Annotated in this window: 19 protein-coding genes; 10 read left to right on the top strand and 9 right to left on the bottom strand. The window is 42.6% G+C overall.

Annotated features, from left to right (window positions below; all coding sequences use genetic code 11):
• Window positions 1-30: 30 nt before the first annotated feature.
• Entirely contained in the window at window positions 31-3030 is a 3000-nt protein-coding gene (locus ACOQON_RS17130) for an ATP-binding cassette domain-containing protein (protein ID WP_420576648.1), read from the top strand.
• Here ACOQON_RS17130 and lipA read toward each other — a convergent pair.
• The 7 genes from lipA to ACOQON_RS17095 form a co-directional block, all read right to left on the bottom strand.
• On the bottom strand, window positions 3027-3908 hold the full coding sequence (lipA, locus tag ACOQON_RS17125; RefSeq protein ID WP_420576647.1) for a lipoyl synthase: 882 nt from the start codon (window positions 3906-3908) through the stop codon (window positions 3027-3029). The two genes, ACOQON_RS17130 and lipA, sit on opposite strands and share 4 nt — an antisense overlap.
• A 55-nt stretch (window positions 3909-3963) precedes the next feature.
• Window positions 3964-4671 (bottom strand): hypothetical protein, encoded by a 708-nt coding sequence (locus ACOQON_RS17120; RefSeq protein ID WP_420576646.1) that lies wholly within the window; start codon window positions 4669-4671, stop codon window positions 3964-3966.
• Between the two features lie 36 nt (window positions 4672-4707).
• A complete protein-coding gene (gene ytxJ, locus ACOQON_RS17115; RefSeq protein ID WP_420576645.1) occupies window positions 4708-5085 on the bottom strand; it encodes a bacillithiol system redox-active protein YtxJ in 378 nt (125 codons plus the stop codon).
• Between the two features lie 19 nt (window positions 5086-5104).
• Window positions 5105-6373: a hypothetical protein gene (locus ACOQON_RS17110; RefSeq protein WP_420576644.1), complete on the bottom strand. Its 1269-nt coding sequence runs from the start codon at window positions 6371-6373 to the stop codon at window positions 5105-5107.
• 72 nt (window positions 6374-6445) lie between these two features.
• Entirely contained in the window at window positions 6446-7996 is a 1551-nt protein-coding gene (locus ACOQON_RS17105; RefSeq protein ID WP_420576643.1) for an Rne/Rng family ribonuclease, read from the bottom strand.
• 145 nt (window positions 7997-8141) lie between these two features.
• A complete protein-coding gene (locus ACOQON_RS17100) occupies window positions 8142-8927 on the bottom strand; it encodes a tetratricopeptide repeat protein (protein ID WP_420576642.1) in 786 nt (261 codons plus the stop codon).
• Window positions 8924-9214, bottom strand: a complete 291-nt coding sequence (locus tag ACOQON_RS17095) for an HU family DNA-binding protein (protein WP_089355061.1) — start codon at window positions 9212-9214, stop codon at window positions 8924-8926. The genes ACOQON_RS17100 and ACOQON_RS17095 overlap by 4 nt, the downstream gene beginning before the upstream one ends.
• Window positions 9215-9303: 89 nt before the next feature.
• Here ACOQON_RS17095 and mutY point away from each other — a divergent pair, with 89 nt between their 5' ends.
• The 9 genes from mutY (at window position 9304) to ACOQON_RS17050 (ending at window position 18069) form a co-directional block, all read left to right on the top strand.
• Window positions 9304-10365, top strand: coding sequence for an A/G-specific adenine glycosylase (mutY, locus tag ACOQON_RS17090; protein ID WP_420576641.1), 1062 nt, complete (start codon window positions 9304-9306; stop codon window positions 10363-10365).
• A gap of 13 nt (window positions 10366-10378) precedes the next feature.
• The gene (locus ACOQON_RS17085; RefSeq protein WP_420576640.1) at window positions 10379-10819 is read left to right on the top strand and encodes a single-stranded DNA-binding protein; all 441 of its coding nucleotides are present in this window, start codon (window positions 10379-10381) and stop codon (window positions 10817-10819) included.
• 61 nt (window positions 10820-10880) lie between these two features.
• Complete coding sequence (gene gldE / locus ACOQON_RS17080) at window positions 10881-12197, top strand: gliding motility-associated protein GldE (RefSeq protein ID WP_420578700.1); 1317 nt, start codon at window positions 10881-10883, stop codon at window positions 12195-12197.
• 17 nt (window positions 12198-12214) lie between these two features.
• On the top strand, window positions 12215-12784 hold the full coding sequence (gene gldD / locus ACOQON_RS17075) for a gliding motility lipoprotein GldD (protein ID WP_420576639.1): 570 nt from the start codon (window positions 12215-12217) through the stop codon (window positions 12782-12784).
• Window positions 12785-12994: 210 nt separating this feature from the next.
• A complete protein-coding gene (locus ACOQON_RS17070) occupies window positions 12995-13876 on the top strand; it encodes a M57 family metalloprotease (RefSeq protein ID WP_420576638.1) in 882 nt (293 codons plus the stop codon).
• Window positions 13877-14050: 174 nt separating this feature from the next.
• Window positions 14051-14929 (top strand): M57 family metalloprotease, encoded by an 879-nt coding sequence (locus ACOQON_RS17065; protein ID WP_420576637.1) that lies wholly within the window; start codon window positions 14051-14053, stop codon window positions 14927-14929.
• 86 nt (window positions 14930-15015) lie between these two features.
• Window positions 15016-17109, top strand: a complete 2094-nt coding sequence (gene recG / locus ACOQON_RS17060; protein ID WP_420576636.1) for an ATP-dependent DNA helicase RecG — start codon at window positions 15016-15018, stop codon at window positions 17107-17109.
• A 111-nt stretch (window positions 17110-17220) separates the two neighbouring features.
• On the top strand, window positions 17221-17619 hold the full coding sequence (locus ACOQON_RS17055) for a GNAT family N-acetyltransferase (protein ID WP_420576635.1): 399 nt from the start codon (window positions 17221-17223) through the stop codon (window positions 17617-17619).
• Window positions 17620-17649: 30 nt separating this feature from the next.
• Entirely contained in the window at window positions 17650-18069 is a 420-nt protein-coding gene (locus ACOQON_RS17050) for a hypothetical protein (protein WP_420576634.1), read from the top strand.
• Between the two features lie 108 nt (window positions 18070-18177).
• On the opposite strand, the gene purH is transcribed toward ACOQON_RS17050, so the two are convergent.
• Both purH and ACOQON_RS17040 read right to left on the bottom strand, forming a co-directional pair.
• Window positions 18178-19704 carry a bifunctional phosphoribosylaminoimidazolecarboxamide formyltransferase/IMP cyclohydrolase gene (gene purH / locus ACOQON_RS17045; protein WP_420576633.1) on the bottom strand — a complete coding sequence of 509 codons (1527 nt, stop codon included), beginning with the start codon at window positions 19702-19704 and terminating at the stop codon, window positions 18178-18180.
• A 50-nt stretch (window positions 19705-19754) separates the two neighbouring features.
• Window positions 19755-20330 (bottom strand): phosphoribosylglycinamide formyltransferase, encoded by a 576-nt coding sequence (locus tag ACOQON_RS17040; protein ID WP_420576632.1) that lies wholly within the window; start codon window positions 20328-20330, stop codon window positions 19755-19757.
• Between the last annotated feature and the right edge of the window lie 10 nt (window positions 20331-20340).

The raw sequence follows: 20340 nt of genomic DNA, 5'->3' as shown, positions 1-20340 counted from the left end.
TTTAGACTCACCAAAAACTAACCTGACCACATGAGTGAAGAACTGCTGAAAGCAATCATTCGCCTCCTTGTAATCGTAGCGAAAGAAGAGGGAGTAGTAGACGAGAGTGAAAAGGACTCGGTGCGTGAATTTTTATATGAGAACGTGAGCCGGGACGACACACGCCACTACCTGAAAATCCTTGATCAATACGTAAAGGAAATAGAAACGGGTAATGGCAGAGACGACCAGAGTCAAATAGAGGAGATCACTACCAACATCAACCATGAGCTTACACAACAGCAAAAGCTTGTGGTGATGGTGCGCCTCATGGAGCTTATAATCGCCGATGAGAAAATCACCGATCGAGAGTCAGAATTGCTTTTCCTGATTGGAAAGCGATTCAAATTTGATAAAGACATTGTAGAGGCCATCACTCATTTTGTTGTCAATAGAGACATCAACAATTATTCTCAGCTTTATTCCATTGTCGTGTCCGGCGTAGATGATCCGGATCGTCCAAAGCAGGTTTACCTGGATGGACTAAAGGGTCACATTGCCTTTTTCAAGCTTCCAAAAATTGAAACCTGCTTCTTTAAGTACTATGGTGGAGATATCCTCAATCTGAATGGGTTGATGATCTCACCGGGAAAAATCAAGGTTTTTTCTACCGGAAGCTCCATTAAAGGCAAGCGAACAGAAAGACTCTACTACAGTGATATTGTCAGCATATTCAGAGATGATGTCTCTGAGACAAACGTCTCATTCGTGGCAGAGAATATCACCTACAAGTTTAGCAATGGAAACATCGGTCTACTGGATGTCAGCATTGCTGAATCCAAGGGAAAACTGGTAGCTATCATGGGTGGTAGTGGAGCTGGTAAATCTACGCTTTTCAATGTACTGAATGGATCCTCCAAACCTGCGGAAGGCTCGGTCAGAATCAATGGAATTGATATCTATAAACAGCCAAAAGAAGTTGAAGGCATTATCGGTAACGTTCCTCAGGATGACTTACTTATTGAGGACCTGACAGTTTATCAAAATCTTTACTATGCAGCTAAGCTCTGTTTTGACAAAACAGAAAAATCTGTCATTCATTCTTTAGTTACAAAGACATTGGATTCGCTAGGGCTAACCGAAGCGAAAGATCTTAAAGTTGGAAACCCGCTCCAAAAAACCATTAGCGGCGGTCAACGAAAGAGACTGAACATTGGTCTTGAATTGCTACGCGAGCCCTCCGTGCTATTTGTGGATGAGCCCACTAGCGGACTTTCTTCTAGGGATTCAGAAAATATCATGGATCTCCTGAAGGAATTATCTCTTAGGGGCAAAATGATTTTCGTGGTTATCCATCAGCCTTCTTCTGAGATTTTTAAAATGTTTGATAAGCTGCTCATTCTGGATTCGGGAGGTCATCAGATCTACTATGGAAATCCGGTGAAGGCAGTCACTTATTTCAAAAACATTGTCGAGATGATCGACAAAGATCAGAGTGCCTGTATTGAATGTGGGAATGTAAATCCGGAGCAGATCTTCAATATCATAGAGATGAAGGTGGTGGATGAATATGGTCGATTCACCAACAAACGGAAATATTCACCAAAGCAATGGCATGAACAATTTGTAAATAACATCGAGGTTGAGGAAGTTGAGGAAGAGGAAACCACACCAGAAAAATCACTTGATCTGCCAAGCAGACTGAAGCAGGCAAGAATATTTCTGCAACGTGATCTGCTGGCAAAAATTAGCAACAGGCAGTATGTGCTGATTAACCTGTTGGAAGCTCCTGCTTTGGCGCTTTTGTTGGCACTGATCACCAAATATGCGCCTCCGGGTTCCACATATACATTCTATAAAAATGAGAACATTCCGGTTTTCTTTTTTATGAGCATCATCGTGGCGTTGTTCATGGGGCTTACTGTCAGCGCAGAGGAAATCATAAAAGATCGTAAGATTTTGAAGCGGGAGGCTTTCCTGCATTTGAGCAAGCTCAGTTATTTGTCTTCCAAAACCTTATTGCTATTTGGTCTTTCCGCTTTGCAAACATTACTCTTTGTTATTGTTGGATCTGTGATTCTGGAGATTCAGGGTATGACACTGTGGTACTGGATCATTTTATTTTCAGTTTCTTGCTTTGCTAATATTCTCGGGTTAAATATTTCTGCGGGTTTCAACTCCGTCATCACGGTTTACATTTTGATCCCGCTGCTCATTATCCCTCAACTAATTCTCAGCGGAGTAGTCGTGAATTTTGATAAGCTAAATGATTCTTTCGCTAATAGGGAAAAGGTACCACTGATTGGTGAGCTGATGGCCTCTCGCTGGGCGTATGAAGCGATCGCCGTGACGCAGTTTCGAGATAATCCTTCCAACAAAGACATTTATCCTGTTGAAAGGAAAGTAGCAATGAACACTTACAAGTCGGTGTATTACACAAAGTATCTACAAGAACACCTGGACTATTGCTTTGAAAATAAGGAATTCAAGGGAAGAGATAAAAACCTACAACTCATTCAAAATGAAGTGAGAAAACAGCTTGGCATCTTCGGAGAAGATAAATTGCCATTGGTCGATCAGATTAGTACAGAGGGATTGAATAAGGAGGTTTATGAGCAAACCGCAGCTTTTCTGGAGACTCTTCAATCTGTCTACAATTCTCGAAGGAAAAAGGCTAAAGAAGAACTGGATGCCATGATTGCAAAGCAAACAGAAACACCAGAGCTAGAAGCTGAATTTTTGAGTATGCGAGATAGATATGAAAATGAGCGTTTGAGTTTGATGGTAAAAAACATTCAAACGAAACGTCGTGTGGTCACCTCAGAAGATGAGTTGGTCCAGCTTATCTATCCGGTTTTTGCCAAAAATGAGCACCCTGAGAGTGCCTTAGACTTCAGAACCAACTTTTACTACCCCGAAAAATACTTTGCTGGATCATATATCGACACTAAAGTGTTTAACGTCATCATTATCTGGTTGATGACCATTGTCCTATTTGTAGCTGTCTATTATGATTGGTTGAGGAAGATTTTGAGAGCCGGGAAACCTTAAATAGGGACGTTTACATGCCTCTCCGCATGATAGGATGATCTTACCAATGGTCCAGACTCTACGTATTTGAGTCCACGTTTCAATCCTTCTTCACGGAAGTGGTCAAACTTATCGGGGTGCACAAATTCAGCTACCTCGATGTGTCGTTTGGTCGGCTGCAGATATTGACCCAGAGTTAAAATATGTAAGCCATGTTCAACCAAATCGTCCATTGCCTTGTAGACCTGATCATCTGTTTCTCCGAGTCCCAACATGATTCCGGATTTGGTTCGCTTGCCTGCTTCATAGGTAAGCTTGATTTGTTCCAAACTTCTATAATACTTCGCCTGAGGCCTCACTCTTCTGTAAAGTTCTTCGACCGTTTCCATATTGTGGGAGACCACTTCCTGACCCGCTTCGATCATTCTGTAAAGTGCATCCCAGTTTCCTTTTACATCTGGGATCAATGTTTCAATTGTCGTCTCAGGTGATGCTTTCTTTGTCTCCACCACTGTCTGATACCAAATCTCCGCACCTCTGTCTTTGAGCTCATCCCGATTCACTGATGTAAGCACCGCGTGTTTCACACCCATTAATTTAATAGCCTCAGCTACACGCTTCGGTTCCTCCTCATCATACTCCGGTGGTCGTCCTGTTGCCACTGCACAAAAGGTACAGCTACGGGTACAGACATTTCCCAGAATCATGAAAGTAGCGGTCCCCTCTCCCCAACATTCTCCCATGTTCGGGCAGTTGCCACTTTCACAAATCGTATGAAGTTTGTGTTGATCAACCAGTCTACGCACCTTAGCGTAGTTTTCACCTACGGGCAACTTCACTCTTAACCAATCTGGCTTTTTCCTTCTTTCCGGTTTTTCTACTACTGGTAAATCAATCATACGCTACTATTCAGATGTAAAAATGCAAATCTAACAGGACTGGAGGAGATTTCTCCTATTTTCGGGTCCCCCAGAAGAGTGTGAAGAAAACAGAAGTAAAAACAGATTTGTTCGGCTGGGTGGGTACAAGTTCAATTTCTTTGGTAAAGGCTTCAGCCATGACCCCTACTTCAACTCCGGCGACATTGCTTCTGTAGGTACCAAACTCAAAAAAGACTGATCCCTTTGCATGCAGCCCCATCTCTAAATCAGCATCCCCTAAGCCCTGAAAAAGCTTTCCGGGTCCGGCAATATTTTGAGGAGATGGATGGGTCACCACGCTGAATTGATCATACTGTTGGTCTGCTCCTAAAACATAGTATGGAGTAACCAAGCCAAAAGTGGGACCACCCGCGGCTGCAACACTGATTTGAACACCTTGCTGGTTGGCCTTTTTGAACATGAGCTTCTCCAGACCATAATTCGTTCGGATTGCATAGAGATAATTTGATTTGCCATAGATGAAGCCAGCCCCACTAAGTCCAACGTACCGGGCCTCACTCGGGTGTTTAACATTTGATAGCTCCAGCCCAAATGTCTGAAACACGTCATCTCCCTTTTTTCTGCTGTGCCGCAACATCAAACCTCCAATAAGTCCGCCGTTGGTATTTTTATTGATTCCCCAGATCCACTCGGATGTATATTCAAACTCCTCGCCTTCAAAGAGCTGGGCACTCACGAAAAATGGTGCGATGAGTAAAATGAATATAGCTAGCTTTTTCATTGACCCTTAATCATAACAAAAATAATGCGCAAGTCCCTAAGATTTTTGTGCATGATTATTAAGTTCAGAATAACTAATCCCCATGTGAGAGGAATCGAAAACCGCTTTTCCATTTTTTATCAAAATGGTCTGAGGAGACTGATGAACCACTCCATATTTCTCTGCTATTGCATTTGAAACGTCCCTGTGAGCTATCAGATCTAAAAAGTATGGCTCAAATGCTGCTGTTTCCTCATATGATCGCTCAAAACGAGCCAATGACATTGCACTAATCGAGCATCTGGTACTATGCTTGAAAAGCAATACCGGTTTTTTCTGAGAATTCTTATCTACTTCCTCAAGCTGATCAATAGTTGTCAAACTATTCCAGGGAATGTCTACTTTATCTCCTTTCGAAAAAATTTTTGAAAACATCTCTTAACTATTGTTTGGCCTAATTATTCCATATCACTCGCTCCTTCTTATCAAACTGCGGCTCTTTCACTGGTTCTTTAACACCTTTTGAGATTTGGCTGTTCCCGTTTAATCGTGTCCAGAAAATATTCCACTTCCTAAACATCTTCCGAATCTTAGGACTATTGAACTTCATTGCCATGTGATAGTTGCTGCTTGGATGCTGATCACCAATTTTTCGACGACTGATCTTCATGTCACCTTCCCAAAGGGAAGACTCCTGATAGTATTTGGCATCACTCCATTCCTTTCCATTTGCGAACCATCGAATTTTCGTTCCGGTATATCTCGGTCGAACTTTGAAATCAACTCCTCTGAAAGGAGATCCGGCTGAATACCTTGGTTTAACATTATAGTCCTTGCCACGGAATGGCATGCCCTGAGAATATCGTGGGTTGATTTTGTAATCTTTCCCTCTAAATGGCATCCCTTGTGAGTATCGTGGGTTGATTTTATAATCCTTCCCCCTAAATGGCATGCCCTGAGAGTATCTTGGGGTCACTTTATAATCCCTGCCTCTGAACGGAGATCCCTGCGAGTATCGAACATTTACTTTGTAATCTTTGCCTCGAAAGGGATTTGATGGCGAGTACCTTGGTGAGACCTTATAGTCTCTGCCCCTAAAAGGACTACCGGAGGAATACCGAATGTTTACTTTGTAGTCTTTACCTCTGAAAGGGTTGCCTCCCGAGTACCTTGGAGTCACTTTGTAATCTCTTCCTCTAAATGGGTTGCCGCTGGAAGAATACCTCGGTGTTGCTTTGTAATCTCTCCCTTTGAAAGGACTACCTGTTGAGTATCGAATGTTTCTTTTATAGTCGCTTCCCCTAAATGGGTTACCGCCGGAATATCTTGGGGAGCGCTTAAACTTGCTGCCCCTAAAGGGGTTTCCAAAAGAATATCTGGGGGTCACTCTCTTGTCTTTTCCACGAAATGGACTGCCACCGGAATAACGTTGACGTGTTGAGTATTTTTTCTGACGGTCTTTGGCAGAAGAGTAACGTGGAGAGGTCGACCCTCTGGATAATTTAAATGGCGAAGAGGCACTTGAGTATCTGGGGCTCCTACTCCCATCAGCACCAGGTATGCCATCGCTTCCTTTTGGTTTTTTCTTGCTCCTGAAAAAAAGAAATCCTTTCCGCTCGACCTTTTTGGTTTTCAGCCTCCGATCAGAATCCTCGATCAATTGAGCATCGGCGGTGTATACCGCCGAGCCAATGATAAATGCTATGATCAGAAACCTTTTCATTTAATGCCTATCACCCAAAGGTTCACAATTTAGGTGATAATCTCAACGATTCGGTCGATTCGATTGATCGAACTAAATCTGAATCGGTTCTCCCTGAGCGTTGAGCACTTCAAATTCGGTGAGCGCCTTAGAGCTATCCTCCACCATATTTACCCAACGAAAATATTTGAAAAACCATTTAACACGCCTCGAAAAAACTCCCGCTGTGAAGTACGTGTAGAGATACGGATGCAATGCCACAGTGATCTTCTTCTCGTTTTGTGACTCAAAGAAATACTTGATGGTATTTTCAACCTGATCAGCTACCTGAATAGAGGCTGAAATCTTGCCTGTTCCGCTACACGTTGGGCAAACTTCCTTCGTCGCAATCGACAACTCTGGGCGTACACGCTGACGCGTAATCTCCATTAATCCAAATTTGGACAATGGAAGGATCGTATGCTTCGACCTGTCTTCCTTCATGGAGTCTTTCATCTTTGCGTAGAGCTTCTTTTTATTCTCGATCTTTCGCATATCGATGAAGTCTATCACAATGATTCCGCCCATATCCCTCAACCGTAGCTGACGAGCAATTTCTTCCGCAGCATCAAGATTCACTTTTAGCGCAGTGTCTTCCTGATTGTCCTCCTTGTTGGATTTATTACCACTGTTTACATCGATGACATGAAGTGCCTCCGTATGCTCAATGATCAGGTAGCCACCGTTAAGCATACTAACTGACTGACCAAAAGATGTTTTGAGTTGTTTTTCAACTCCTGTAGCCTCAAAGATTTTGGCTTTACCGGTGTACTGCTTTAGAATTTTTTCCTTGTCAGGAGCAATTCCCTTAACAAAGGTTTTTATTTCCTGATAGAGGTCTTTGTCATCAACCTGAATGCTATCGAAGCTTTCATTAAGCACATCTCGTAAAATCGAGTTGGCTCGGTTCATCTCACCGATGACCTTGTCTTTAGGTTTTGCTGTTCGAAGGGCTTTCATCCCAGCATCCCAGCGATCAACAAGATTTCTAAGATCTGTATCGAGCTCTTTTACATCTTTTCCTGTAGCCACAGTGCGAATAATCACACCAAAGCCTTCAGGCTTGATAGAGCTGATAAGTCTTTGAAGACGCTTGCGTTCGTTTGCGTCTGTAATTTTCTTTGATACGTTTACCGTGTTTGAAAACGGCACCATCACCAGGTATCTACCTGCCAATGACAACTCGCATGAAAGTCGTGGGCCCTTTGTAGAAATAGGCTCCTTTACTACCTGCACCAGAATCTTTTGTCCTTTGGTAAGGACTTGATTCATTTTTCCAAGCTTATTAATATCTGGCTCTGTTTTGAAACCTGCCAGCCTTGTGCTGTTGAGTTTCTTGGCCTGCGTAAGCTTGGTGAATTTATTAAGTGATTGGACCTGAGGTCCTAAATCCAGATAGTGTAAAAAGGCATCTTTTTCATATCCCAGATCAATGAAAGCAGCGTTCAATCCCTGAACTACTTTCTTGACCGAGCCAAGATAAATATCACCGACGTTGAAGGTCTGGCCTCCTCCGTCCTGATGAAATTCTACTAGCCTTTTATCCTTAAGTAAAGCAATACGACATCCCTCGCGAGTTGAGTTAATGATTAGTTCATTACTCATAGCGATTGATTATAGGTGCCGATTACTTCTTCTTATGTCTGTTTTTTCTAAGTCTCTTTTTTCTCTTGTGAGTAGAGATCTTATGTCTCTTTCTTTTTTTACCGCAAGGCATAATTTCTAATGTTTTATATGTTTTTAAAATGCTTTAAAGGCTATTCAGGTAATCATTCGCCATCACCTTGATAGCTGGAATGGAATCCTGTGTTGCCAAAATTTCCTCCAAAAGCAGGCGTGCCTGCGATTGTTGATTTATTTTCATCAATGAAACTGCGAGATAAAGCTTTGCTTCATGATCAGCAGCATTCATCGATACAAGGGTTTCAAAACGCTCTCTGGCTCGATCGAACTGTCCACTTTGAATGGCCAGTAAACCAAGATTTAAAATCGCCTGTCTGTTTGTCTCATCAACTGCCAAAATTTCTCTCAGCATGTTGATCCCAGCCATGGGATTCTCAGAGACAACCAACGTCATGGCTAATCGGTTCTTTATAACCAGATTCCCCGGATCTTTATCCAAAAGGGTCTGCAAAATTTCTCTGGCTTTTAGCGCGTATTTCTTCGCCTGTTCAGGTCCTGACGACCGTTCATAAGCGATGAAGTAAATATCTGCAGCCAGCTCGGAAGGGCCTTCTGCCCAACTCTGTAGCTTGTCCGCATAACTCGCAGCACTATCAACTACCCCATAATCGAGGAAGCGTCTTGCCAAAGAGTGCGCAAAGTTAGCTTTTTTATCAATATTTTCTTCCTCCTGGAGTAATCTTCTTAACTCAGTGATCTGAGTTTCAACTTCTTGAGGAATTTCCATCGAATGGCTCTCTGTTTCTGCCACTTCCTGCAACTGCTCGTTTTCTACCACACTTCTGGGTAGCTGAAACAGAATGACCGCCAACGCGATGGCGGCAAACACAAGAATTAGCTGAGCTCTTGTCACTTTATTTTTGGTGAGTTTTTAATTTTCTCAACAAAAATTTTTGATGGCTTGAATGACGGAATGTAATGCTCGTCAATCACAATGGCGGTGTTCTTTGAGATATTTCGTGCAATTTTCTTGGCTCGCTTCTTATTCACAAAGCTTCCGAATCCTCTCACGTAAACATTCTCTCCATTGGCCATGTTGTTCTTCACAACAGTGAAGAAAGCTTCAACAGAAGCCTGCACATCTGCTTTGTCTATTCCTGTCTTATCAGATATCTCGTTTATCACATCGGCTTTTGTCACAACTGTCTGGTTTATAGGTGGGTGTTAAAATTGGGTGGCCAAAATTAAATTTGCACCTTCACATAAAAAAAGGATTTCTAAATTATTAAGTGATCGAAGGGAAAACATTTGCCGAAAGGCTAATTTATTGGTATACAGAGAGAAAGCGAGATCTGCCCTGGCGAAAAACAAAAGACCCATATCCGGTCTGGCTGTCGGAAATCATCCTTCAGCAGACCCGGGTTGATCAGGGATTGCCTTATTGGGTACAGTTTATGGAGGCATACCCGACTGTCCATAATTTGGCTGACGCAAGTGAAGAAAAAGTGCTTCGATTATGGCAGGGTCTTGGGTATTATTCCCGAGCCAGAAATCTTCATGCCACGGCGAAGTATGTAGCAAATGAGTTGAATGGGCAGTTCCCTTCAAAGTATTCTGAGATTATCAAACTGAAAGGAATAGGTCCGTATACGGCAGCAGCCATCGCCTCCATCTGCTTTGATGAGCCGAGACCGGTAGTTGATGGAAATGTTTTCCGGTTTGCTTCCCGCTATTTTGGAATCGAAGAAGATATTTCTAAAGCCAACTCGAGGAAAGTGTTTGAAAGAATTCTGTCCGAAGAAATATCTAAAGATCAACCGGGGACTTTCAACCAGGCCATGATGGAATACGGAGCTACAATATGTTCGCCTGTTCCCCTGTGTGGGGACTGTGGGTTTCGGCTTGATTGTTTTGCCTTTAGAGCTAAAAAGCAAAAGTCACTTCCCGTAAAAACAGGTAAGACAAAAGTCAGAAACCGACAATTCCATTATATCGTCTTTAGAGAAGGAAACAATTTCTTTCTAAATGAACGTGTAGGCAAAGACGTATGGAGTGGTCTGTTCGACTTTTATCTAATAGAAGGGGTGGCAAGCGAGGAGCTGGTCATGTCGCTAATTAAAGAAAATTGGGGAATAGATGAGGCGACATTAGATGATGTTTCAGAACCTTTTATCCATATCCTGAGTCATCAAAAAATTCATGCAACATTTTACACAATGTCTATCTCAGCCATGGATGTAAAAAGACTCGGTGAAAAGAGTTCGCTAAGGGCTTATTCCACTGAGGAAATGCTAAATTTGCCAAAACCCAAACTAATCGTAAATTACCTGCAACGAATAGGTATCACTTAAAATCATTGAGAATATGTCCGGAGTTAATAAAGTAATCCTGGTTGGTCGCCTTGGTAAAGACCCTGAAGTTCGTCATCTCGAAAACGGCGCAACTGTAGCCAACTTTTCTATGGCTACCTCAGAAGTATATAAAGACCGGCAAACAGGAGAAAAGAGAGAACAAACTGAATGGCATAACGTAGTGCTATGGAGAGGCCTGGCTGAAGTGGCTGAAAAGTATGTGAAGAAAGGCGACATGATTTACATTGAGGGAAAACTCCGAACACGCTCTTGGGAAAAAGATGGTGTAACAAGATACACCACCGAAGTTGTTGGAGACAATATGACGATGCTTGGTGGAAGTGGTGGAGGTTCTTCTCAGCAAGGAGGAGATTATTCACAAAGTGAGCCAATGCAGGAGTCTACTTCATCACCGGATGCCTCCAGTGATGCAACAGACGACCTGCCATTTTAAACAAAACAAAAACTAGTTGGAAACATCTTTAGACGATCCATTCCCCACGGTTTTATTGAACATGATGGCTGACATGCCAATGTCATTCTACCTCATTAATGGGTTGGTGGTGTTAGTGTTGCTTGGATTATCCGGCTTGATTTCTGGCTCTGAAGTAGCATTCTTTTCTTTTTCTCACAATCAGATCAAGGAGTTTAATGCCTCCCCTGACCTTAAGGAGAAACGAATAAGTCAACTTCTGCATCACCCTAAAAGGTTATTAGCAACTATTCTTATACTGAATAACCTTGTCAATATTTTCATTGTGACCATTTCCACATTTGCTACCTGGCAAATTGTGGGTGAGGAAGGCAAGCAGGGAATCACTATTGTAATTCTAACTTCCATCATCACCGTCCTCATTATTTTCTTTGGGGAGATTATACCGAAAGTATACGCCAATCACAACGGAACAGCTTTCGCAAAACTTACTTCTGGAATGTTGCTTTTGTCCTACAGATTCTTCAAACCCATTTCCTGGTTTTTGATGAGCATCACAGGATTGATTGAGCGGAGAATGGAAAAGAAAGGATATAACCTTTCCGTCGAGGAGATCAATCAGGCCCTTGAAATTTCCGTGGAAAAAGAAGAAGTGAGTGAGGAGGAGAAGGGAATTTTGAAAGGAATTGTGAATTTTGGGACGCTCTCCGTAAAGCAGGTGATGAAAGCCCGGATGGATATCACAGCCGTGGATATTGAAACGGACTTTCATGAACTGATGAATCAGATCAACAAGACGGGCTATTCCAGAATTCCGATCTTCACGGAGACGGTAGATAAAATCGAAGGCATTCTGTATATCAAAGATTTACTTCCTCACATCGAGCAGGAGGAAGACTTTAAATGGCAAGAACTTCTGCGTCCAGCCTACTTCGTACCTGAGAGTAAGAAAATTGATGATCTTTTTAAGGACTTTCAAGAAAAGCAGGTACATATCGCAGTTGTGATAGATGAATATGGAGGCACATCAGGCCTGATAACTATGGAAGATGTCATTGAGGAAATCGTCGGGGAGATCAATGATGAGTTTGATGACGAAAGTGATGTCGCATACAATAAGCTGGATAACAATACTTTCATCTTTGAAGGGAAAACCTCTCTCAATGATTTTTGTAAAATAACCAACACAGATATCGCTCTTTTTGATTCGGTCAAAGGTGAGAGCGAGTCGCTGGGAGGACTTGTCCTTGAGCTAAACACCAAACTTCCGAGTGCGGGAGAAAAGATCCGTTTGGCTCATTTTGTTTTTACAGTAGTAGCTGTCGATCAAAAAAGAATTAAACGACTGAGAGTTTATATCAAGTCTGATAAAAGTAACGTTGCAGGGTTTGAAGATTAGCAACAGCTTTGTGCTCCATGAAGTATTCCATCATAATTTTTTCATTGCTCTTCATTGCCTGTGGAGCAGATTATTTGCCAAAACCGAAAGGCTATAACCGAATTGACTTGCCGGAGGCTTCCTACCAGCCAACACCGGACTCTCTTCCTTACTTTTTTGAATATTCAAAACATGCCACCCTTCTTCGGGATTCCAGCTGGATTACAGAAAGATATTGGATCAACCTACATTATCCTGAAATGGGCGCGACAATTCAAGTCACTTATAAGCCTGTGACCGATTCAATCATTCGGGAATATTTAAGTGACTCATACAAGTTGACCTCTCAGCATAACGTTAAGGCCTACGCCATTGAAGAAAGTATCCTTGAGCTACCAAACGGACTCTATGCTTCTTTTACCGAGCTGGAAGGCGAAGTACCTACACCAGCTCAATTTCATATAACAGATAAAGACAGCATCAATCACTTTTTAAGGGGGGCACTGTATTTCCGCACAGCCACAAAAAACGATTCGTTAGCACCAGTTATTGACTATCTCAAGCAAGACATGATCCACATGATCACAAGTTTAGAGTGGACTAAATAAAAACAAATTTTATTTGGACACACCGGACTTAATAAATGCAAATTTTTATTTCATAGCACGCGCTATTGACAATTAAATTTTCTGTTTAAGTGAAAAAATCAAATTATTTCAATACATATTATTGAATATTGATCGATATTATTTGGGAAAAGGGTTTTTATATTATATTGCGACGTTGCTAAAAAACACCCTTTACAAAACCTAAATATTATGAGGAGAATTAATAACATTTTTTCGCTCGCTTTGATTGCGAGTATCACCCTGTTTTCTTGTTCGGAAGAACAACCAATTGTAGATGATTTGTCAGTTTCCGATGAGGTTATAGCGCAGATCGCAGCACTTGGATTTGACGTGAACAATTTTGTTCCAACAAAAATTGATAATGGTTATCTTGTAGAAGGAGATATCTACCTGACAGACGCCACAATTGCTGAAATGGGAAGAGGAAACCTTGTTCCTGTTGTTGAGCAGTACAGCACCAACAATCTGGTAAATGCAGGTGGCGGAAGAGTCATTACAATTTATGCCCCTGAAGAAGGTGCCTCTTCTGGTGGAGGAGGAAAAGGTAAGAAAGGTGGAGGAGGTGGCGATGGCTACAGCCCTGCTATGATTGCAGGACTTGACGAAGCTATCGCGCGCTACAATGCCGAGAATCTTTCTATTTCATTCCAAAGAGTTACTTCATCCACTGGTGCCGATATCGTGATGACCCGATTAAGCAAAAGAGATGAAAGCAGAGGTGTATTGGGTTCTGCAGGATTCCCAACATCACAGGGCGACCCTTACGGAGAAATAAAAATGAGCGGTGTGCTGGAGTCAAGCTATGGTCTGAGCACAAACGGAATAGCTACAATTATTGCACATGAAATGGGTCACTGCATTGGATTCCGTCATACGGATTACTTCGACAGAAGCATTTCTTGTGGAGGAGGTACTTCTAATGAAGGTGCTGGTAGCGTAGGAGCAAACCACATCCCAGGCACACCTACCGGAGCTAGTCTAAGTGCTAAGTCCTGGATGCTTGCGTGTACTGATGGCAGCAACCGTCCATTTAACAATGACGATAAAACCGCACTTGATTATCTATATTAAAAAAATAAATGACATAAAGGGTGTAGAAAGGGGCTTATGGCCCCTTTTTTATTGCTTTCACTTTTCAGAATATTATATGGCATTCTGACAGAAATTCAGCGAATTGAAACTGTCTAATATTTTTTATACATTGCGAATTGATTAAAACACCCGATTAATCAAAATCCTAATATTATGAAGAGAATTAATAATGTATTATCGCTGGCACTTGTGGCTAGCATCACCCTGTTTTCTTGTTCGGAAGATCAAGCCGTTGTTGATGACCTTTCCGTATCGGATGAGGTGACAGCACAAATTGCTGCGCTTGGATTCGATGTAGAAAACTTTGTCCCAACAAAAATTGATGATGGATATCTGGTTGAAGGAGATATTTATCTCACTGATAAAACGATCGCTGAAATGGGGCAAGGAAAACTTATCCCGACTGTTGAACAGTATAGCACTGACAACCTTGTCAACGCTGGTGGCGGCCGAGTAATCACTATCTACGCTCCTGAAGAAGGATCCGGTGGTGGAGGCAAAGGCAAAAACGGCAAAGGTGGTGGAGGAGGTGGCGATGGCTACAGCCCTGCAATGATTGCCGGCCTTGATGAAGCCATCGCTCGATATAATGCTGAAAATCTTTTGATTTCATTCCAGCGAGTAACTTCCTCAAGTGGTGCTGATATCGTAATGACTCGACTTAATAAAAGAGATGAAAGAAGAGGAGTGCTTGGTTCTGCAGGATTCCCAACTTCTCAAGGAGACCCTTATGGTGAAATCAAAATGAGTGGAGTACTAGAGTCTTCTTATGGGCTTAGCACTGACGGTATCGCTACGATCATTGCTCACGAAATGGGACATTGCATTGGTTTCCGTCATACTGACTATTTTGACAGAAGCTACTCTTGTGGAGGAAGCCCAACCAATGAAGGTGACGGAGGCGTAGGTGCAAACCACATACCCGGAACTCCGACTGGTGCATCTGCAAGATCATGGATGCTAGCTTGTACAGATGGAAGCAATCGAGACTTCAATAATGATGACAAGACTGCTTTAGATTATCTATATTAAAAAAATATAAACATAAACCCAAGGGTGTTTTTGAAGGGAGTAGAAGATCTACTCCCTTTTTTCTTGCTTGCTTGTATCTTAGCTGCATGCACCCATTCTTTGATCGATCGATTGAGTACCTGAAAGGCGTAGGACCTCAAAGAGCTGAAACGCTCAACAAAGAATTGCAGATTTTTACTTTTGGCGACCTCCTCCAGCATTACCCCTTTCGCCACGAAGACCGAAGCAAATTCTATAAAATCAATGAGCTGCAACCCGACCTTCCGTCCGTCCAAATAATAGGCGAATTCAAATCTTTCAAAACCATCGGGATGGGACGAAGGGCTCGTCTGGTCGGTGTGTTCGCCGACGAAACAGGCACGATTGAAATGGTCTGGTTCAAAGGAATCAAATGGATCCAAAGAAGCCTGACCATCGGAGTGAAGTATGTGGCGTTTGGGAAGGCCACTTTGTTCAATGGTAAGTTCAACATTGCCCACCCGGAGATAGAAATCCAAACGGAAAAAAATACAAAGGGCGGCTACCTGCAGCCCTTCTACCACACCACTGAGAAGATGAAAAAGAAGGGGCTCGATAGTAAGTTCCTTACGCGAGTCATGAAGGTGCTTTTGGTAGAGGCTGTGAATCACATTCCCGAAACACTTCCACAACACCTATTAGATCAATTCAAATTGATTGATAAAAAAACGGCAGTTGTTGCAATGCATTTTCCCCGAAATGCACAGCAATTTGCTATAGCCCAAAACCGGATGAAATTTGAGGAACTGTTCTTTGTTCAGCTTCGATTGATCAAACTGAAAATCGCCCGAACTGAAAAATACCGAGGCTCTATCATCAACAAGAGCGACCTCCTCAATCAATTCTATGAAAACCACATGCCGTTTGAACTGACTGATGCTCAAAAACGAGTCGTGAAAGAAATCTATGCAGACTTCCGTTCCGGTCAGCAGATGAACAGGCTGGTACAAGGAGATGTGGGAAGTGGCAAAACCATGGTGGCCTTTCTTTCCATGTTGATCGCCATTGGGTCTGGCTTTCAATGTGCGTTCATGGCGCCTACAGAAATTCTCGCCGAGCAGCATTTCAAAGGGTTACAGGAATGGACCAAACCTTTGGGCATTCATATGGCTCGACTAACAGGCTCAACACCTACTTCCGAACGAAAGCTGATTCATGAAGGGTTGATGTCTGGGGTGATCACAATCCTTGTTGGCACACATGCACTTCTGGAAGACAAAGTGAAATTCAAGAATTTGGGTCTTGCTGTGATTGATGAGCAACACAGGTTTGGAGTGGCGCAACGTGCCAAGCTCTGGACCAAAACCAAAGACACCTATCCACATGTGTTGGTGATGACAGCCACACCCATCCCACGTACATTGGCGATGACACTCTATGGTGATCTGGACATCTCCGTGATTGACGAATTACCCGCAGGACGGAAGCCCATCAAAACCATGCACTACCGAGACAACAAACGGTTGGAGATGTTTGGGTTTGTACAAAAGGAAATTGAAAAAGGAAGACAGGCCTACATTGTCTTTCCGCTCATAGAAGAATCGGCCACCCTGGATTACAAAGACCTGATGGATGGCTATGAAAGCATCACTCGTCGATTTCCGGACTATCAAATTTCCATTGTGCATGGACGCATGAAAGCCGATGATAAGGAATGGGAGATGCAACGATTCGTGAAAGGGGAAACCAAGATCATGGTCGCCACCACTGTCATTGAGGTGGGGGTAAACGTTCCAAATGCGACCATCATGGTCATAGAAAATGCCGAGCGTTTCGGTCTTTCTCAGCTGCATCAGCTGAGAGGACGAGTCGGTCGTGGAGGTGATCAGAGTTATTGTGTCTTGATGACCGGACTTAAACTGAGCACCGAAGGACGCACCCGATTAAAAACGATGGTGGATACAACAGACGGGTTCAAAATTGCCGAAGTTGATCTCGCTCTTCGTGGACCCGGAGATCTGATGGGTACACGTCAAAGTGGAGTGCTGGATTTGCTTGTTTCTGATCTGGTGAAAGACGGAGAGATTCTGAAAGTTGCCCGAATTGCTGCTCAGGATATGTTGAAAGCTGACCCGAACCTTGAAAAACCAGAGCACCGAATGATCAAATCTCATATTGATTCATTTAGCAAGAATGCCGTTAATTGGGGGAGGATTTCTTGATTGAGAATGGAGAATTATTGTAATTTTTCTACAAAATTTATTTAATGTCAGAAAATCAACACGATTATAAGCAGGCAAACTACCGAGCCAATCCCTTACGCCTTATTGCTTTTGGCAGATCCGTCTAAGGAAATGGTTGATAAGTATCTGTCTTCTTCTGAAATTTTTCTGGCAAAAGATCAAAAGCATATCATCGGCATCCTCGTTTTAAAGAGAGAACAAAATGCGGCGGAAATCATGAATGTTGCTGTTGAAGAAAAATATCAGGGAAAAGGAATTGGAACGCAGTTGCTTCAACATGTCATTCAATACAGTAGAGAAGCGGGGATAAAGCAATTATCCATTGGCACTGCAGACATCAGCCTCGACCAAATAACCCTTTATCAAAAGCTCGGTTTTAAGGTTAATGACCGAATTGCAGACTTTTTTCTAAAAAACTATGAAAAGCCCATTTATGAAAATGGAAAACTAGCAAAGGATATGATCCGACTGGAAATGTCATTATCTTGAAGCTTGTGACTTAATACTTGCTACTACACAATGAAATCCCAATACATCAAACTCCTTAAGAAGCAAATCAGCAAACTGGAAGAAGATACTTTTGACCTGGAAGCCTGGAAAACCAGTGCGATTACGGTTCTACATCGCATTTTCGGAGAGACCGACCCACGTGCCAAGCAGATCGAAAACCTGAAAATCGACTATAGCAGCTGGGCACTACGTGATTCCAATTCTAAATACAAACCAGTAGAAACAGCAAAACTCAAAGGCAAAGAGGTCCTAAACACTGCCATTGAAGAAATCGAGATTTTTGGTGCGCCAGAAAACCATGCTGCAGAAGTTTTAGGCAATGATTTTGCAAAAAAACTACAAGAAATGAGTGAATCAGAGCGAAAAAAATATTTTGATGGAATGAAGAAAGGGGAGTTGGTGAAATTATTGATGAAGTTGACTTCCTAAATTTAACCACAAAGCAAGCGGAGTAGGCACTAAGGACACGGAGCTATCTACTTTCTAGAACTCTCCGTGAGCTTAGTGAAATTCATAGTGGTCTCTGTGGTTAAATAATCAGTGCTTAAAATGCCTCGTCCCCGTCATCACCATCGCTAAGCCATTTGCATCGCAGTAGTCAATCGAATCCTGATCTTTGATGGAGCCTCCTGGCTGGATCACCGCCGTGATGCCTGCTTTATGTGCAATCTCCACACAGTCCGGAAACGGGAAGAATGCATCGGATGCCATCACCGCGCCATTCAGGTCAAAACCAAACTTACCTGCTTTTTCAATCGCCTGGTTCAGAGCATCCACGCGTGAGGTCTGACCGACACCACTGGCCAATAGCTGTCCGTCTTTTGCTAAAACAATCGTATTCGACTTGGACTGCTTGCACACTTTGGAAGCGAAAATCAAATCCTCCACTTCATCCGCCGTTGGTGCCTTTTTTGTCTTTACCTCCAGGTCATCTTTGGTTTCAGACTTCAAATCATAATCCTGAACGATGGTACCATTGAGTAGACTTTTGTACTGTACTTCTTGCCTCCACGGCTTTTTCTGGATCAAAAGTATTCTGTTCTTCTTTTTCTCCAGAATCTCCAACGCATCAACAGCAAATGTTGGTGCAATCAGAATCTCAAAGAACAAGCTGCTCATTTCCTCAGCCGCAGCTCTATCCACTTCCTGGTTGGTGATCAGAATCCCTCCAAAAGCAGAAACGGTATCAGCGGCAAATGCTCGCTCATATGCTTCCTTCACGGTCTTGCCGGTTGCAATCCCACAGGCATTGTTATGCTTTAAAATGCCAAATGCTATTTCATCCGGAAACTCAGCCATCAATTGAACGGCCGCCTCAATATCTACCAGATTATTGTAGGAAATTTCCTTTCCATGAATCTGCTCGAAGTACTCCTCAAAATCCCCAAAGAAATAGCCCTTTTGGTGTGGGTTTTCTCCGTATCGTAAAGTTCTTCCCGGTGCAGATGAAAATCGGAAAGCTGGAACCTCCTTTTTGGCATTCATCCAGTTGAAAATCGCAGAATCGTAGTGGCTGGATGTGGCGAATGCTTTAGCAGCAAATAGTTTACGCTCCTCCTCTGTCGTTTCTCCATTTTGATTGTCCAGAATATCCTGCAAATCCTGATAATACTCCATTGAACTCACCATCACCACATCCTTGTAGTTCTTCGCTCCGGCTCGGATCAGTGCAATCCCTCCAATATCGATCTTTTCGATGATGTCATCTTCACCGGCTCCACTTGCAACCGTTTCTTCAAATGGATATAAATCCACGATCACCAAATCAATTGGCGGGATTTCGAATTTCTTCGCCTCAGCCAGATCCGACTCATTGTCTCTACGGTGTAAGATTCCACCAAAAACCTTCGGATGAAGCGTTTTTACCCGCCCACCAAAAATGGATGGATAATCGGTCAGGCTTTCCACCGGCACCACATCAATGCCTAGCTCCTTGATGAATTTTTCTGTTCCTCCGGTGCTGTAGATGGTTACGCCTTGTTCATTGAGTTTTCGAACAATTGGCTCCAGGCCATCTTTGTGAAATACAGAAATAAGTGCAGATTGAATTTTCTTTTTAGACATGAAGTGGGTTGGTTTATTTCAAGGTGTGCAAAGGTACCATCACTGTGGTTTTATTTCGAACGAGACATGATATACTCCTCAATTACGCGAGGAAAATGTTCATATTCCAGCTCATGAATTTTTTGACCCAGCGAGTCGGCGGTATCTGCTTCGGTCAGTTCACATCCAGTTTGAAAAAGAATTTCCCCTTTATCGTATTCTTCATTCACTAGATGAATGGTAATTCCAGACTCTTTTTCACCAGATTCGATCACTGCATTATGTACACGATCTCCATACATTCCTTTTCCTCCAAATTTTGGTAAGAGCCCCGGGTGAATATTGATGATTTTATTCGGGTATGCTTTAATCAAAAATTTAGGAATCAGCCACAGAAAGCCCGCCAGAATGATATAGTCGATATCCTCCAGCCGTTTAATGAAGGAGGCATCCTGAAATTGCTCTTTATTAAAAGTAGAAGAAGGGATGTTCAGGTTATCTGCTCGTTGATGCACAAACGCATCTTTTTTATTTGATAGTACTTCCTTGACCTGAATGCGCTCATGGTTTTCGAAATACTTGATGATATTCTCTGCATTCGTGCCGCTCCCGGAAGCAAATATGGCAAGGTTGATGTTTTGGCCCATTTCCTGCAAA

This window comes from Ekhidna sp., from assembly GCF_965221965.1.
In the GTDB taxonomy this organism is placed as follows: Bacteria; Bacteroidota; Bacteroidia; order Cytophagales; family Cyclobacteriaceae; genus Ekhidna.
The sequence above is the reverse complement of the archived record's forward strand: the minus strand, read 5'-3'. Positions and strand labels throughout refer to the sequence as shown.

What these genes read in the sequence shown, in the direction of transcription:
- recG (WP_420576636.1), top strand. Translation starts at nt 15,016, where the DNA reads ATGCACCCATTCTTTGATCGATCGATTGAGTACCTGAAAGGCGTAGGA.
- gldE (WP_420578700.1), top strand. Translation starts at nt 10,881, where the DNA reads ATGATGGCTGACATGCCAATGTCATTCTACCTCATTAATGGGTTGGTG.
- purH (WP_420576633.1), bottom strand. Translation starts at nt 19,704, where the DNA reads ATGTCTAAAAAGAAAATTCAATCTGCACTTATTTCTGTATTTCACAAA.
- ACOQON_RS17065 (WP_420576637.1), top strand. Translation starts at nt 14,051, where the DNA reads ATGAAGAGAATTAATAATGTATTATCGCTGGCACTTGTGGCTAGCATC.
- ACOQON_RS17120 (WP_420576646.1), bottom strand. Translation starts at nt 4,671, where the DNA reads ATGAAAAAGCTAGCTATATTCATTTTACTCATCGCACCATTTTTCGTG.
- ACOQON_RS17070 (WP_420576638.1), top strand. Translation starts at nt 12,995, where the DNA reads ATGAGGAGAATTAATAACATTTTTTCGCTCGCTTTGATTGCGAGTATC.
- ACOQON_RS17105 (WP_420576643.1), bottom strand. Translation starts at nt 7,996, where the DNA reads ATGAGTAATGAACTAATCATTAACTCAACTCGCGAGGGATGTCGTATT.
- lipA (WP_420576647.1), bottom strand. Translation starts at nt 3,908, where the DNA reads ATGATTGATTTACCAGTAGTAGAAAAACCGGAAAGAAGGAAAAAGCCA.
- ACOQON_RS17085 (WP_420576640.1), top strand. Translation starts at nt 10,379, where the DNA reads ATGTCCGGAGTTAATAAAGTAATCCTGGTTGGTCGCCTTGGTAAAGAC.
- ACOQON_RS17130 (WP_420576648.1), top strand. Translation starts at nt 31, where the DNA reads ATGAGTGAAGAACTGCTGAAAGCAATCATTCGCCTCCTTGTAATCGTA.
- ACOQON_RS17110 (WP_420576644.1), bottom strand. Translation starts at nt 6,373, where the DNA reads ATGAAAAGGTTTCTGATCATAGCATTTATCATTGGCTCGGCGGTATAC.
- ACOQON_RS17050 (WP_420576634.1), top strand. Translation starts at nt 17,650, where the DNA reads ATGAAATCCCAATACATCAAACTCCTTAAGAAGCAAATCAGCAAACTG.
- gldD (WP_420576639.1), top strand. Translation starts at nt 12,215, where the DNA reads ATGAAGTATTCCATCATAATTTTTTCATTGCTCTTCATTGCCTGTGGA.
- ytxJ (WP_420576645.1), bottom strand. Translation starts at nt 5,085, where the DNA reads ATGTTTTCAAAAATTTTTTCGAAAGGAGATAAAGTAGACATTCCCTGG.
- ACOQON_RS17040 (WP_420576632.1), bottom strand. Translation starts at nt 20,330, where the DNA reads ATGGGCCAAAACATCAACCTTGCCATATTTGCTTCCGGGAGCGGCACG.